This window comes from Candidatus Poriferisocius sp. (assembly GCF_965219815.1).
Taxonomy (GTDB): Bacteria; Actinomycetota; Acidimicrobiia; order Acidimicrobiales; family Bin134; genus Poriferisocius.
Genome location: NZ_OZ244791.1, coordinates 1,495,665 through 1,510,032, shown reverse-complemented (window position 1 = coordinate 1,510,032; position 14,368 = coordinate 1,495,665). Strand labels below are relative to the sequence as shown.

At 66.5% G+C, this 14,368-nt stretch carries 12 protein-coding genes; 7 read left to right on the top strand and 5 right to left on the bottom strand.

Translation table 11 applies throughout. The features are described from left to right. Positions 1–166: 166 nt before the first annotated feature. The 5 genes from ACOQPI_RS07225 to ACOQPI_RS07205 are packed head-to-tail and all read right to left on the bottom strand — an operon-like array spanning position 167 to position 5,778. Positions 167–943 carry a hypothetical protein gene (locus ACOQPI_RS07225; RefSeq protein WP_420619001.1) on the bottom strand — a complete coding sequence of 259 codons (777 nt, stop codon included), beginning with the start codon at positions 941–943 and terminating at the stop codon, positions 167–169. Beyond that, positions 940–1,677, bottom strand: a complete 738-nt coding sequence (locus tag ACOQPI_RS07220) for a lysophospholipid acyltransferase family protein (protein WP_420619000.1) — start codon at positions 1,675–1,677, stop codon at positions 940–942. Before ACOQPI_RS07220 ends, ACOQPI_RS07225 begins: the two co-directional genes overlap by 4 nt. Next, positions 1,670–3,925 carry a xanthine dehydrogenase family protein molybdopterin-binding subunit gene (locus ACOQPI_RS07215; RefSeq protein WP_420618999.1) on the bottom strand — a complete coding sequence of 752 codons (2,256 nt, stop codon included), beginning with the start codon at positions 3,923–3,925 and terminating at the stop codon, positions 1,670–1,672. The genes ACOQPI_RS07220 and ACOQPI_RS07215 overlap by 8 nt, the downstream gene beginning before the upstream one ends. 31 nt (positions 3,926–3,956) lie before the next feature. Further along, the gene (locus tag ACOQPI_RS07210) at positions 3,957–4,361 is read right to left on the bottom strand and encodes a VOC family protein (RefSeq protein ID WP_420618998.1); all 405 of its coding nucleotides are present in this window, start codon (positions 4,359–4,361) and stop codon (positions 3,957–3,959) included. Positions 4,362–4,371: 10 nt separating this feature from the next. Then, the gene (locus ACOQPI_RS07205; protein ID WP_420621002.1) at positions 4,372–5,778 is read right to left on the bottom strand and encodes an MFS transporter; all 1,407 of its coding nucleotides are present in this window, start codon (positions 5,776–5,778) and stop codon (positions 4,372–4,374) included. Between the two features lie 77 nt (positions 5,779–5,855). On the opposite strand from ACOQPI_RS07205, the gene cysS reads away from it, so the two are divergent. From cysS to ACOQPI_RS07170, 7 genes are read left to right on the top strand one after another with little or no spacing between them, the layout of a single operon-like run. Next, positions 5,856–7,238, top strand: coding sequence for a cysteine--tRNA ligase (gene cysS, locus ACOQPI_RS07200; protein WP_420618997.1), 1,383 nt, complete (start codon positions 5,856–5,858; stop codon positions 7,236–7,238). A gap of 32 nt (positions 7,239–7,270) precedes the next feature. Continuing rightward, positions 7,271–8,218: an aminoglycoside phosphotransferase family protein gene (locus ACOQPI_RS07195; RefSeq protein WP_420618996.1), complete on the top strand. Its 948-nt coding sequence runs from the start codon at positions 7,271–7,273 to the stop codon at positions 8,216–8,218. Further along, positions 8,215–10,311, top strand: a complete 2,097-nt coding sequence (locus ACOQPI_RS07190; RefSeq protein ID WP_420618995.1) for a prolyl oligopeptidase family serine peptidase — start codon at positions 8,215–8,217, stop codon at positions 10,309–10,311. Before ACOQPI_RS07195 ends, ACOQPI_RS07190 begins: the two co-directional genes overlap by 4 nt. A 4-nt stretch (positions 10,312–10,315) precedes the next feature. Beyond that, complete coding sequence (locus ACOQPI_RS07185; RefSeq protein WP_420618994.1) at positions 10,316–11,281, top strand: TIGR03619 family F420-dependent LLM class oxidoreductase; 966 nt, start codon at positions 10,316–10,318, stop codon at positions 11,279–11,281. Between the two features lie 2 nt (positions 11,282–11,283). Continuing rightward, positions 11,284–12,486, top strand: coding sequence for a CoA transferase (locus ACOQPI_RS07180; RefSeq protein ID WP_420618993.1), 1,203 nt, complete (start codon positions 11,284–11,286; stop codon positions 12,484–12,486). Between the two features lie 39 nt (positions 12,487–12,525). Continuing rightward, on the top strand, positions 12,526–13,416 hold the full coding sequence (locus ACOQPI_RS07175) for a TIGR03620 family F420-dependent LLM class oxidoreductase (protein WP_420618992.1): 891 nt from the start codon (positions 12,526–12,528) through the stop codon (positions 13,414–13,416). 5 nt (positions 13,417–13,421) lie between these two features. Next, on the top strand, positions 13,422–14,363 hold the full coding sequence (locus tag ACOQPI_RS07170; RefSeq protein WP_420618991.1) for an SDR family NAD(P)-dependent oxidoreductase: 942 nt from the start codon (positions 13,422–13,424) through the stop codon (positions 14,361–14,363). Positions 14,364–14,368: the final 5 nt, after the last annotated feature.

Sequence of the window (14,368 nt, the reverse complement as noted above, 5' to 3'; positions counted from 1 at the left end):
GATGTAGAGAACTCCGTGGGCCCGGCATTCGATACCGAAGGCGCACCGGTGCCGTCTGAGCAGCCTGCTGCGATCAGAGCCGCAACCAACAGCAGCGTCGCCACGCGATGAAGCACACTGCAAACTACCCGCTCTGGCACAGAATCCGTGGGCAACCCTGGGTTGCTCAGCGGATGTCGTTGACCCAGGTCATGTTGGTGGCCTGGCCAGCCTCCAGCAGGGGGCCGTCGTAGTTGGGGGAGGTCATGACCGAGGCGTCCCGGCGGTAGTTGATGAAGTGGACGCCTTCGTCGCCGCTGTAGAGCTTGTAGCGGCGGTCGGCGGCCACCCAAAGGGTGTCGCCCTCGCTGACGACTCGACGCCCTACTCGGATCTCGCCTCGCAGCACATGGATCAGCTCGTCTTGGGAGTGGCTGTGAGCTGACGACTCGAAGTACTGAGGGCGGTCGGTGGCCAACAGCCACAGCCGATTGGTGGGTGCTGAGGCGTCGGAGAAGAACCGGGTGCGCTGGGTTTCGTCCACCGTGGCCCATATCCCATCGGGGCCGACTATCCGCACACTTCGGCCCTCAGCTTCGGCCGGACCCCTCAGCCCTTTCGTCGGTGGAGCGGGGTCGGTCGGCCCCACGTGGACGATGGTGGTATCAGACTCCGCAATCGCGGTGGCAGCCACCCCTGCTTCCACCACCACCGCCCCATCTTCAGGGCAGGCCCGCCCGTCAACCACCAGGCTGCCGGAGCGCACATACACAGCCTCGTCACCATGCTCGGTCCCCCACCGCATTTCGGTGCCCGCGGCCAGTTCCGCGGCCACAAGCCACAGCGTCGCCCCGTCGGGGCTCACGAGCTGAGCCGAGCAGGCACCGGTAAGCGCGACCGTGGGCCCGGGATAACCGGCCGCTGCCTCAGCCTCGGCCGCGTGAATAACTTCAACTGCGCTCACTGCACCTCATCATCGCGCTTGGCACGTCGGCGGCGACGGGTGCGACGGGTTGACGCCAGCTCCACGGCCTCGTCCATAGCCGTTTGCATGGCCTCCCGCAAGCGGATGGTGAACTCGTGGCGTTGGTCGGATGACAATCGGCCGTTCTCCAAATCGGGAGGCAGCAGCGGTTCGGCCACCACGATGGTTATCGGCACCCGTCGGGGGAACTTGGCCCCTGGCGGCATGGCCTCTTCGGTGCCGGCGATGCCCACCGGGAGAATCGGCACCCCCGACCGGGCAGCGAGGAACGCGGCACCGCCGAAGATCTCCCCGATGTGGCCGCCTGACTGCCGGGTGCCCTCGGGGAACACCAACAACGGCTCTCCTCGTTTCATCAAGTCAGCGGCGGCCTGGAGTGAGCGGCGGTCTCCCACCCCCCGATGCACCGGGAACGCCCCCAACATGGCGCTGACCCAGGTACCGACCCCGGCGGGAAACATCTCCTTTTTGGCCAGCGACCGCACGATCCGAGGGCACCGGGAGTTCACCAGCGGAGCATCCAGGTTGGACCGGTGAACCGGGGCAATGATGAATGCCCCCTTTGCCTTCAAGCGCTCGGCACCGACCACCTTGGTCCGCAGCCAGATGAGTCCGATCAGCCAAACCAGCCGGCTCAGCAACCGGAACAGCAGTCGGGCCCGACGGGTCTGCCAAATGGCCAGCACCCGCTCTTCCAAATGCTGTTCAGACATGGCGGCGTATGGCCTTCCACACTCGTTGGGGTGACAACGGCATGTCCAGATGACGGACGCCATAGGGAGCGAGGGCGTCGATCACCGCATTCTGCACTGCGGCGGTCGCCCCGACGGTGCCCGCTTCGCCGATGCCCTTGGCCCCCAGCAGGTTCCGATCGGTAGGAGTTTCGGAGCTGATCAGCTCGAAACTGGGCAGTTCAGCCGCCGAGATCACCGGGTAGTCGGCAAAGTTGGTAGTAAGCGGGTTGGCATCAGCGTCGTAGGCCACCTCCTCCATGAGGGCTTGGGCGACACCGCCAGCGATTCCCCCGTGAATCTGGCCCTCGAAGATGAGCGGGTTCAGCACAGTGCCGGCGTCGTCCACGGCCACCAGACGCATCAACTCTGTCCGGCCGGTCTCGGCATCTACTTCCACTACAGCCACATGGGCGCCGAACGGAAAAGTCTGGCCCCCGGACTCAAAGTCAGACTCCACGGTCAGCGGACTGTCCAGGGCGGCAGCCACCGCATCCCATCCCACCGAAACCGCCGGGGTTCCGGCCACATGAAAACACCCGCCTTCGGGATCGTGAACCACATCGCCGACCGCGGCCTCCAACAGATCGGCAGCCGTCGGCAGCACCTGCTCCACCAGCTTCTGGGAGGCGTCGGCCAGCATCGACCCCACGATCTGGGCCGAGCGCGACCCGCCGGTGACCTGGCCCCGGGGAGTGCAGTCGGTATTGCCGCCCACCGCCAGCACCCGATCCAATTCGAGGCCCAGCACATCGGCCACGATCATCGGCCACACCGTCTCGTGGCCTTGCCCGTGGGGCGTGGAACTGGTCACCGCTCTCACGGTGCCATCGGTATCCAGTTCCACCGAGGCGAAATCCCCCGCCCCGGTCGTGGCAGTGACCTCCACATAGGTGGACAGGCCGATTCCCATGAGCGTTTCCAAGCCGTTGGCCCGACGAGCAGCCTGCTCAGCCCGCAGGTCGTCGTAGCCAGCCGTCTCAAGCGCAAGATCCAAGGCCCGGCCGTAGTCGCCAGAGTCGTAGCTCATGCCCGACACCGTGGTGTGGGGAAATGTCTCCGGGTGGATGAAGTTGCGGCGCCGCACCTCGGCGGGGTCCATCTCGATCTCCGCGGCGAACAAGTCCACCGCCCGTTCGATAGCCGAGGTCGCTTCAGGCCGACCGGCCCCTCGGAAGGCTCCATTGGGCGTGGTGGAGGTGGGCACCGATACCGCTTGGTACCCGGCACTGGCGATGTCGTAGACCCCGGTGAACATGGCCATGGTCATGCGGGGCAAGAACCCGGCAATGAGCGGATAAGCCCCGCTGTCTTGGATCACCTCGATCTGCAAGGCGGCGATCCGCCCGTCCCGGCTGCCGCCCAACACCACATCCTGGATCTGGCCCCGGCCACTGCCCAGCCCGGTCATCGACTGAGTGCGGGTCTCCGCCCAAGCACACGGGCGGCCCAAGCGGCGGGCCAGCCAGCCGAGAAGGGCCTCCTCGGGGTAGCAGCGGAACTTGGCACCGAAGCTGCCACCCACATCGGGGGTAGTCACCAGCACCTGGTCGGGGTCCAAGCGGTAGATGCCCATCAACGCCGTCTTCACGTTGTGGCTGCCCTGGGTGGCGGTGTGGTGGATCAGCCGGTCGCCTTCCCAGTAGGAGAAGCCCGTTCGGGCCTCAATGGGCGCCGCCGACACTCGCTGGTTGAGGAACCGGGCCCGCACCACCACCTCGCACGCTTCAAAGTCGGGCGCCTGGCCCGCCCCACACCGATACACCGTCTGATCATCAATGCCCTCGAACAGCACCACATCGCCCCGCAGCGAGGCCTCTAGATCGACCAGCGGGGGCCGCGGCTCGTAGTCCACCGTCACCATGTCAGCCGCGTCGGCGGCAAGCTTCGGCTCATCGGCTACCACCGCAGCCACCGGCTCACCCACGTAGCGGACCACCTCGCCGGCCAGCATGGTCCGGGCCATCTGATCGTTCATGCCGGGAAACGGCGGGGGGTACACCACCACGTCGGGGTCGATGTCAGCAGCAGTGAACACCCCGAGTACTCCAGGAGCGGCTACGGCGGCCTCTACATCCACCGACCGCAGCCGGGCATGGGGCTCTGTCGATGTCACATACACGACATGGGCGGCTTCGGGTGGCACCAGATTGGCCACGAACGCGCCCTGGCCGGTGAGGAAGCGGGGATCTTCCCTTCGCGGAACCGGGTGACCGAGAATCGAGGGCATGAGTCTCAATTGGTCCGAGTGAAGACCTCCATCACTCGAATAAGGCGACGTCGGTGAACTCGATGAGGTTCCCATCGGGATCACGGGCGAAGGCCGATCGCACTGCCACGCCGAAGTCATCCCGCTCGTTTGGCTCGATGAAGAACTCCACACCTCGCTCGGCCAACTCGGCCATGGTGGCGTCGAATTCGTCGGCAGGAATGAAGAGGGCGAAGTGGGACATGACCCCGGCGCTGTCAGGCATTTCGTCCACCTTGCTCAGGTGTAGCTGGGAGGGACCCAACCGCAGCCACGACCCATCGAACCCTCCGAAGTCGGGCCGGGGGAGCTTCTCCAGCCCCAGCTTCTCGGTGTAGAAGGCATCGGCGGCTTCCACATCGGTCACCGGGATATTCACGTGGGCGTAGGCAACCAAACCGTTGACAGCAGTGCTCATCCCCGTGACTCTATTTCAACGCGGGGGCCGGCATGCCCCTGGGCTGGGTGCAACGCACTCCCAGCACCGCAGTAACCGCGCCCCCGGCAGCCAGCATGATATAGCTGGTGCCGAGGTTGCCGACCTGGCCCACGGCCAAAGTGGCGCCGATGACGGTCACCGCGATGGCAACGCCGAAGGCGTTTCCCACCCGCATCATGGTCTGAGCCACGCTGGATCCTGATGCCAGGAAATCGCTGGGCAGATCAGCCACCATCACCGCGAACAGCGATCCCCACACCAAGCCCGATCCGATTCCCGCCAGCGTCACGCTGAGCACCCAGGCCACAAGATCCTCCTCGCCCCCCAAGGTGGCCCACTGCCACACCATTCCCCCCGTCCACATGAGGCTCCCAGCGACAACGAATCTGGCCGGTCCCCACCGGTCGGCCCACCGGCCCGACAGCGCCGACAGCAGGCCGGTGAACACGAACACCGGGGTCAGCAGCATTCCGGCCTCGAATATGGTCAGCTCCCAGACGATGGTCAGGTAGTTCACCCCTACCAACTGATGCCCGAAGAAGGCGATGGAGAATACCAGCATCCCGTAGTTGCCCAGCCGGAAGCTCTTGAATTGGAAAAGCCTGGGGTCGATCACCGGCAATCGGTGACGCATCGATCTCCAGGCCAGCAGCACAAGCACCAGAGGCCCTCCGATCAAGGCCGCCAGCACCACCGGATCGGCCCATGACCACTCCCGGCTCTGCACCAGGGCGAACACCACCCCGCCGACGCCGGCCAACACCATGAGCGCTCCCAGGCGATCGGGCAGCTCCGGGGTCTGCGGATTGCGGTGCTCTTGGATGACCTTGCCGATAAAGGCCAGGGCGATCACCCCGAAGGGCACGTTCAGCCAGAACGCCCACCGCCAGTCGCCCACATGCACCAGCAGGGCGCCCACCGAAGGTCCCATGGCCGCGGCCACCGCGCCGTTGGCCGACCACGCGCCCACGCCGGTTCCCCGGCGGGCTACCGGGAATGCCTCGATCACAATGGCCGCCCCCATGGGCAGGCTCAGCGACGTTCCGAACCCCTGGAGAGCTCGGGCCACGATGAGCGCTCCGGTGCTGGGCGCCAGCGCAGCCCCCGCCGATGCCAGGGTGAACACCGCTATACCGGCCATCAGAGTGCGCCGCCGTCCCCACCGCTCCCCTAGGACCCCGCAGATGACCAGGGTGGCCGCTCCGACGATGGTGAAAGAGTTGATAACCCAAGACAGCTCGGCCTCGCTGGCGTGGGGAAAGGACTCCTTCAGGTCGGCATAGACCACGAAGATGATCGACAGCGACATGGCCGTCTGGAAGCTGGCCAAGCTCACCACCACCAGCACCAGCCAGGCCCGGCGCATCACCGCCGGATCAACGGCTGCTTGCTGCATCACCGGTTGACTGTAACCCTCTGGCATCCCGTCAAACGGATGGCAGCATGGGCGGAGGCGATAGCTAGCCTTCTGGCGTGGTCTCGTTCTATGACACTCGGCTTCGGGAAATCGTGCCGTTCGAGCCGCTGGTTGATGGCCGGGTGTCGATGTATGTGTGCGGGCCCACGGTGTACGACGACCCCCACGTGGGCCACGCCCGCACCGCGTTCACCTTCGACATGATCCGCCGCTACCTCCAGTGGCGGAGCTTCGAAGTTGTGTTCGTGTCGAATATCACCGACATCGACGACAAGATCATCGCCCGGGCCGCTGAGACCGGGACCACCGAAACCGAGCTGGCGACCCGGTACGAGCAGGTCTATACCGAGCAGATGGACCGGTTCGGCATCGCTCGGCCCGACCACCAGCCCCACGCCACCGAATATGTAACCGAGATGCTCGAGTTCATCAGCGATCTGGTGGATCGGGGCGCGGCCTATTTCATCGAGGGCAAGGGGGTGTATTTCTCGGTGGACGCCCACGCCCGCTACGGCGACCTGATCGGGCGCACCCCAGAGGAGTTGCGGGAGGGCGCCGGAGCCCGGGTGGAGGTGGACGTCGACAAGACCGATCCACTGGATTTCGCCTTGTGGAAAGCAGCCAAACCAGGGGAGCCGGTGTGGGACTCCCCGTGGGGGCCCGGCCGACCCGGCTGGCACATTGAATGCGTGGCCATGGCCACTGACCTTCTGGGCGAGACGTTCGACATCCATGGCGGGGGCGACGATTTGGCTTTCCCCCATCATCAGAACGAGGTGGCCGAGGCCGAAGGGGCAGAGCTGGGCTTCGCCCGCCATTGGATCCATGGAGCCATGCTCAACGTGAACGGCGAGAAGATGGCCAAGTCACTGGGAAACTTCACCACCCTGTCCAACCTGCTCGATGCCTACGAACCCCAGGTGCTGCGGCTATTGATGCTGCAAACCCATTACCGCACGGTCATGGAGCTGAGCGACGATGCCCTGGCCGGCGCTTCAGGGGCGCTCGACCGGCTCCGAGCCTGGCACCGCCGGGCCACCGCCGCAGGCCTGGATCAGGGGGCAACGCCTGATCCCGATGCGGTTGCCCGGTTCACCGCGGCAATGGACGACGACTTCGGCACTCCCGCCGGTCTGGCGGTGGTGTTCGACTTGGTCCGGGAGGCGAACGCCGCACTGGATGCCGGAGACACCGACCGGGGGGCTGCGGCCCATGCCACGGTGGTCGACCTGACTGGTGCGTTGGGCCTCACCTTGGCGAGCGACAACCAAGCGGGCGATGACGCGTTGGCCACAGAGGTGGCAATGCTGCTGGCCGAGCGGGACGAGGCCCGCCAGGCTAAGGACTTCGCTTCCGCCGACCGCATCCGCGATGAGCTGACCGCCCGGGGAATCGTGTTGGAGGACACTCCCGGCGGCACGATCTGGAGAAAATCCTGAGGAAATACCAGAGCCAGCTGTTCGGCCAGCCCGTGACGGAGATCGAGATCCTGGATGATCAGTCGGGCACCACGCGAAGAACTCGGGCTCGGCTGCACTTGGCCGATGGCCAAAAGCTGGCCGTGTTCGTCAAGCGACCATCCCGTTCCCTGATCGCTCGCGCTTTCGTCGCGGTGCCCCGGCTGAGTCGGGCCGAGGTCAGGTTCTACACCGAGTTGCGTGATCAGGTGCCCATCGCCACCCCTCATTGCCACGGCGCGGACCACTTCTGGCGCGGCTTCATCGTGGTGCTAGAGGATTTGGCCGACTCCGGTGCGACCCTGCGGCGGTCTACCGACACCCTCAGCGCGGATCAGGCAGCCTCGCTGCTGGCGTCGCTGGCCGCCATGCATCGGCAATGGTGGGGGCGTACTGAGTCGCACCCGTGGCTGGCTCGAAACCCCCGTCGAGAACTGAAGCTGGGGGCATTGCTCAGCCCCTTGCTCTGCCGCCTGGGGCTCTGGCGAGTTGGCTCGGCGGTTCCCGAGGAGCTGCACCAGCCCATTGCCCGGTATGCCCGCACCCGCCGGGGGGCCCAGGAGGCGATGTCGGCCGGACCGACCACTCTGATCCACAACGACTGCCACCCGGGGAACCAATTCGTCGCCGCCGACGACCGCCCCGGGCTCATCGACTGGCAGCTGTGCCGGGCCGGGCCGTGGGCCCGAGACGTCGCCTATCTGCTGGCCACCTCGCTTGACCCCGAGATGCGCCGAAGCGCGGAGAAGGATCTGCTGGCCGACTATCTACGCCAACTCGGCCCGGTCGCCCCGGATTCCGATGAAGCCTGGCTGGCCTATCGCCGCAATGTTGTCTACGCGGTCGAGGCCATGCTGGTGACCGCCGCGGTGGGCGTGATGATGCCCAAGTCCACTTCCCTGGCCTTGGTAAACCGTGCCGCCACCGCCGCAGCCGACCTAGATTCATTCGGCGCGCTATGACCGAGTCGTTCCCCCGCCAGCACGCCCGCACCCGGGGATTCACCCTGGGGGCACCCCGCAGCTTCACCGTCTCCGACAATGGAGGCCGGGTGGCCTTTCTACGCAGTGAGTCAGGTGACGATCCAGTGAACCGGCTCTGGCTGCTGGACACCGCTACCGGCGAGGAACGTGTGGTGGCCGATCCGGTCGAACTCTTGGCCGACCCCGGCGAGGAGAACCTGCCGCCAGCGGAGCGGGCCCGCCGAGAGCGAGCCCGGGAGAGCGGCGGCGGGATCGTGGCCTACGCCGGCGATCCAAGCCTGACCAAGATCGCCTTCACCTTGGACGGCCGGGTGTTCCTGGCCGATGCAGCCCAAGGGACCGTCGATTCGCTGCCTACCGAGCCTGGCGCATTCGATTCCCGCCCCTCACCCGACGGGCAGCGGGTGGCCTATGTGTCCGGCTCAGGCTTGCGAGTGGTGGACGCCGCGGCCGGCGGGCTCGACCGAGTGGTCATCGACGAGCCGGGCGACACCGTGAGCTGGGGGTCGGCCGAATTCATCGCCGCCGAGGAGATGGGCCGGAGCCGGGGATTCTGGTGGTCTCCCGACAGCCAGCGCTTGCTGGTGGCCCGAGTGGACACCGCCGAAGTTCCTATCTGGTACATCCCCTCCCCCGCTGATCCGGCGGCGACTCCGGTGCCCATGGCCTATCCCGCCGCGGGCACAGTCAACGCCGACGTCTCCTTGGCCGTCATCGGGCTCGACGGCAGCCGGGTCGATGTGGCCTGGGATCGGGATGGCTATGAATACCTGGCTCGGGCCGCGTGGGCACCCCGGTCGAACCCGGTCATCACCGTGCAGAGCCGCGACCAGCGCACGGTTGTGATCTTGGAGGTCGACCCTGACACTGGTGCCACCACCGAATTTGCCCACCAGAGCGACGAGCATTGGGTGGAGCTGGTGACCGGTACCCCCGAGTGGATGGGTGAGCGGCTGGTGACCGTTGAGGACCGGGGCTCGGCCCGGCGCCTGGTGATCGACGGCATCGAGGCCACACCCGACAACCTGCAAGTCCGCAGCGTGGTGGCCGCCGCTGAACACTGGGTGGTGTTCACCGCGTCGGACGACCCCACCGAAGTCCATGTTTGGCAGCTCAACGGTGAAGGCGAACTCAAACAGCTCAGCGACCAGCTGGGCGTATACAGCGCTGCCACTGGAGGCGACACCGTCGTGATGGCACGGGCCGCGGGGACCGACCGGGAGGCGGCGGTAGAAGTGATCACCCCTACCGAGCGCATCCCCATCACCTCTAGTGCTGCCACGCCGTCGTTGACTCCGGCACCCCGGTTCTCTGTCGTCGGCAGTCGAGAATTGCGCGCCGCGGTGCTGTATCCGTCGGACGACAACAGAACCGAGGGCCATCCGCTGCCGGTGCTCCTCGACCCCTACGGTGGCCCCCACGCCCAGCGCGTGCTCAAAGCCCGCTCACCGTTCCACGTGTCGCAGTGGTTCGCCAACCAGGGGTTCGCGGTGGTCATCACCGATGGCCGGGGCACCCCCGCCCGCGGCCCGGCTTGGGAGCGGGCGGTGGTCGGCGATCTGGCCCATCCGGTGCTAGAAGACCAGATCGACGCCCTCGAAGCACTGGCTGAGCAGCATCCCCGCCTGGACTTGAGCCGGGTGGCCGTTAGGGGTTGGTCATTCGGCGGCTATCTGGCCGCTTTGGCCGTGCTGGCCCGGCCCGACCGGTTCCACGCCGCCATCGCCGGCGCGCCGGTGACCGACTGGCGGCTCTACGACACCCACTACACCGAGCGCTACCTGGGCCACCCCGACCACAGCCCTGAGGCCTACACCCGCACCAGCCTGTTGGAGTTGGCCGGCGACCTCGCCCGCCCGCTGCTGTTGATCTGCGGTTTGGCCGACGACAACGTGTTCGCCGCCCACACCCTCCAACTCTCCCAGGCTCTGTTCGAGGCCGGCCGCCCCCACCAGGTGCTGCCGTTGCCTGGTGTCACCCACATGACCCCCCAAGAGCAGGTGGCCGAGAACCTTCTGCTCCTCCAACGAGCCTTCCTCTTCGACAGCCTCGGACTCCACCCGCCACAATGACCCCATGGCGCGCATAACTGCCGACGGCGAGACCCTCTTCGGGATCCAGTTGCCGATTCAGACTCTCAACGAGCGAATCTGCCAGCCGTGGGAGCCAACTGCCACCGTGGGCGACTTGTTGGCCATCACCCAAACAGCCGAGGCCGCCGGACTCGGGTTCGTGGGGGTGTGCGACCACATCGCCATCCCGAACAACGAATACGCCGCCCACATGTCCACCACGTGGTACGACCCGATCGCCACACTGAGCTTCCTGGGAGCAGCCACCAGCACGATCCGGCTGCTGTCGGAGGTGTACGTCCTTCCCTATCGCCACCCTCTGACCACCGCGAACTCCTTTTGCACCCTCGACCACCTCACCGGGGGGCGAGCAGTAATGGGAGTGGGTGCCGGCCACGTCGAAGCCGAGTTCGAAGCCTTGGGATTGAGCTTCGCCGACCGGGGGCGGATGACCGACGAGGCCATCGACGCGGTGAGGGTGGCGGTGGAAGCTGCCGGAGGGTTCTGCGAGTTCAGCGGAGAGTTCTACGACTTCAAAGACGTGGGAGTGGGCCCCGCCGCCGCGCAGGACACCATTCCCGTCTGGATCGGGGGCAGCACCCGCCCGGCCCTGCGCCGGGTGGTGGAGCGGGGGGACGGCTGGATCCCCCAGGGCACGCCCAGAGAGGCCATGACCGAGCAGATCGACTTCATGCGGGCCCATGCCGACGTGGTGGGCCGCGACCTCGATGAAGTGGACCTCGGCTGGTTGGCCGGGACCGTTTATATCGGCGACCCGCCGGAGGGGCTCTTCCCGCCGGGATGGCCGTATATCGGCGGTTCTCCCGACCAGGTTGCCGAGTCGCTCCGTTACGCCCACGAGTTGGGGACTTCGGTGGTGTTTCTCTTTTTCCGGTCCCGCGACGCAGCCGAATACGTCGACCAAGTCGCCCGCTTTGGTGCCGAGGTCCTGCCTCTACTGGAGGCCTGACGATGAACGGCGTGCTGGCGGGGATGCGCGTGGTGGAGGGATCGGCGTTTGTGGCCTGCCCCTCGGGGGGAATGACGCTGGCCCAACACGGGGCCGACGTGATCCGCTTCGACGCCATCGGCGGCGGCATCGACTACCAACGGTGGCCGCTCACCCAGGATTGCCAGTCGCTGTATTGGCAGGGTCTCAACAAGGGGAAGCGGTCAATCCAGGTCGACCTCCGCTCCCCCGAGGGCCAAGAGTTGATCACCGCCTTGGCCACCGCACCCGGCCCTGATGCCGGAATTTTCACCACCAACTTCCCCGCCGTCGGCTGGCTGTCTTACGACAGCCTGCGCCAGCACCGCGACGACCTCATCATGGTGGCCATCACCGGCAACCACGACGGCTCAACCGCGGTGGACTACACCGTGAACTGCGCCCTGGGCTATCCGTGGCTCACCGGCACCGACGGCACCATCAACCATGTGCTGCCCGCCTGGGACATCATCTGCGGCCAGACCGCCGCGGTGGGAGTGCTGGCCGCTGAACGCCAGCGGTCCCGCACTGGTGAAGGCAGCCTGGTGAACTTGGCTCTGTCCGATGTGGCGCTGGCCGCGGTGTCGATGCTGGGCCATGTGGCCGAGGCCCAGCTTCTGGGAACCCAGCGCCCCCGGATCGGCAACGACATCTACGGCGCTTTCGGGCGAGACTTCGAGCTGGCCGACGGCGAGCGCATCCAGATCGTGGCGGTAAGCGCCCGCCAGTGGACGGGTGTAGTAGCCGCCTGCGGGGTAGCGGAGGAGGTGGCTGCGCTGGAGGCTGAGACCGGCCTGGACTTCACCCGGGTGGACGGCGACCGATACCGGGCCTTGGACCGTCTCAACCCGCTGGTGGCCCAGTGGTGTGCGGCCCGCACGCTGGCCGAGGCATCGGTGGCGCTGGATGCCCAGGGAGTGTGCTGGGGCCGTTACCAGTCGATGCTGGAGCTGGTGACCAACGACCCCCGCTGTTCCACCGAGAACCCGATGTTCGCCGAAGTGGACCACCCTGAGACCGGTCAATATCTCACCCCTGGTCCCCCGCTCCGCTTCTCTCAGGAGCATCAGGCAGATCCCGGTCCCGCCCCCCGGCTGGGCCAGCACACCGACGAGGTGCTGGCCGACGTACTCGGCCTGTCGGGCACCGAGATCGCCCGCCTTCACGACAGCCAGATCGTCGCCTGACCATCTCAAGGGCGGGCGGCGGAGGCTACTTTGCTCCCCATGAGCATGGATATAGGCCGCGTCGGGGTCTGGACCCGCACCGACAGCTTCTCAACCACCGAGGCCATCGAATTCGCTCAGCGCGTCGAGGAGCTGGGCTACGGCGCCCTGTGGATCCCCGACGCCTTCGGCCGCGACCCGTTCGCTCACGCCTCCCTGCTGCTCAACCACACTTCCACGCTGGTGCTGGCCACCGGTGTGGTCAACATCCACCTGCGGGAGGCCCAGGCCACCTCCTGCGCCCAGCGGGAATTGCACGACCAGTCGGGAGGCCGTTTTCTGCTCGGCCTCGGGGTGTCGCACCAAGCTCCAGTGGAGCGATTGCAGGGCAAGCCCTACCCCAAGCCGATCCCGTCTATGCGGGAGTACCTCGACAAAATGGAAAGCGCCATGTGGTGGGGACCGCAACTCGATGGCGAACCGCCCATGGTGCTGGCCGCCCTCGGCCCGCTCATGTTGAAGCTGGCCGCCGAACGCACCATGGGGGCCCACCCCTACTTCGCGCCGCCGGAGAACTCTCGGCGGTCCCGGGAGATCATGGGTCCCGACGCGTGGATCTGCCCAGAGCAGAAGGTGATGCTGGAAACCGATTCAGTGCGGGCCAGGGAGCGGGCCCGAGCATCCATGGCCGGGCCGATAACCATGCCCAACTACCGGAACAACCTCATGCGCTGCGGCTTCGAGGAGAGCGCCCTCAACGACGGCGGCAGCGACGAGGTGGTGGACGCAGTGGTGGCTTGGGGCGATGAGAACGCCCTGGCCGAACGGGTGCGCCAGCATCACGAAGCCGGCGCCACCCATGTGTGCATCCAGCCGCTGGACCCAGTGGACAAGACCCGCCCCAGCCTCGAAACGCTTGAGACTCTCGCCCCTCTCTTGAACGGAGCGTGACCTCAATGTCTAATGAACATCAGGGGCCCAATGAGTTCCAAGACAGGGTCGCCCTTGTTACCGGCGCCGCAGACAGAATCGGCCTGGGGTTCGCCCACGCCAGCTACCTGGCCGAGCGCGGCGCCAAGATCGTGCTCAACGACCTCGGCAGCGGCACCTTGGGCCTGGTTGAACAGGGCTTCAATCCCGACATCGCCGAGGAGGCCGCGCAACGCATCCGCGACGCCGGTGGCGAGGCCATCGCCAACAACGGCGACGTGGCCGAGGAGGCCACCGCTCAGGCGATGGTGGCCAGTGCAATGGATGCCTGGGGCCGGGTGGACATCCTCATCAACAACGCCGGGGTCGCCAGCTCGGCGTTCTTCCCCGACATCGACGCCGACGAGATGCACCGCCACGTGGGGGTGACCCTGCTGGGATGCCTCAACACCGCCAAGGCGGCGTGGCCTCACATGGTGGAGCGGGGCTACGGGCGCATTATCAATACCGGCTCCCCAGCATGCTTCGGCAACCCCATCGCCTCCTATGCGTCCACCAAGTCGGGGCTGTTCGGCTTCACCCGCACCCAGGCCATGTTCGGCCAGGCCCACAACATCACCGCCAACCTGCTGTTGCCCGCGGCCATCTCCCGATTGACCGAGGGACTGCCCGAGTCGCCGTTCAAGTCGCACCTGCGGGATCACTTCGGCGCCGAGAAGGTGGCCCCGGTGGTGGCCCATCTGGTGAGCGACCAGTGCGCGGTGACCGGCGAGGCCTTCACCGCCGGCGGCGGCAAGTTTGCCCGTATCGTCTACGCGGCATCTCCGGCCCAAGAGATCGACCTGACCATGGAATCAGTGGCCTCGGGCTTGGCCCACGCCATGGACACCTCCGACTGGACCCCTCAGGGCTCCACCGCCGAAAGCATGGTCCACCTCGGCATGCCCCCTGACCTGGAACAAATGTAAGGATT

Bases quoted from the DNA above. Each gene is read 5' to 3' on its own strand.
- ACOQPI_RS07210 (WP_420618998.1), bottom strand. From the start codon at position 4,361: ATGAGCACTGCTGTCAACGGTTTGGTTGCCTACGCCCACGTGAATATC.
- ACOQPI_RS07220 (WP_420619000.1), bottom strand. From the start codon at position 1,677: ATGTCTGAACAGCATTTGGAAGAGCGGGTGCTGGCCATTTGGCAGACC.
- ACOQPI_RS07175 (WP_420618992.1), top strand. From the start codon at position 12,526: ATGAGCATGGATATAGGCCGCGTCGGGGTCTGGACCCGCACCGACAGC.
- ACOQPI_RS07215 (WP_420618999.1), bottom strand. From the start codon at position 3,925: ATGCCCTCGATTCTCGGTCACCCGGTTCCGCGAAGGGAAGATCCCCGC.
- ACOQPI_RS07180 (WP_420618993.1), top strand. From the start codon at position 11,284: ATGAACGGCGTGCTGGCGGGGATGCGCGTGGTGGAGGGATCGGCGTTT.
- ACOQPI_RS07190 (WP_420618995.1), top strand. From the start codon at position 8,215: ATGACCGAGTCGTTCCCCCGCCAGCACGCCCGCACCCGGGGATTCACC.
- ACOQPI_RS07185 (WP_420618994.1), top strand. From the start codon at position 10,316: ATGGCGCGCATAACTGCCGACGGCGAGACCCTCTTCGGGATCCAGTTG.
- ACOQPI_RS07205 (WP_420621002.1), bottom strand. From the start codon at position 5,778: ATGCAGCAAGCAGCCGTTGATCCGGCGGTGATGCGCCGGGCCTGGCTG.
- ACOQPI_RS07170 (WP_420618991.1), top strand. From the start codon at position 13,422: ATGTCTAATGAACATCAGGGGCCCAATGAGTTCCAAGACAGGGTCGCC.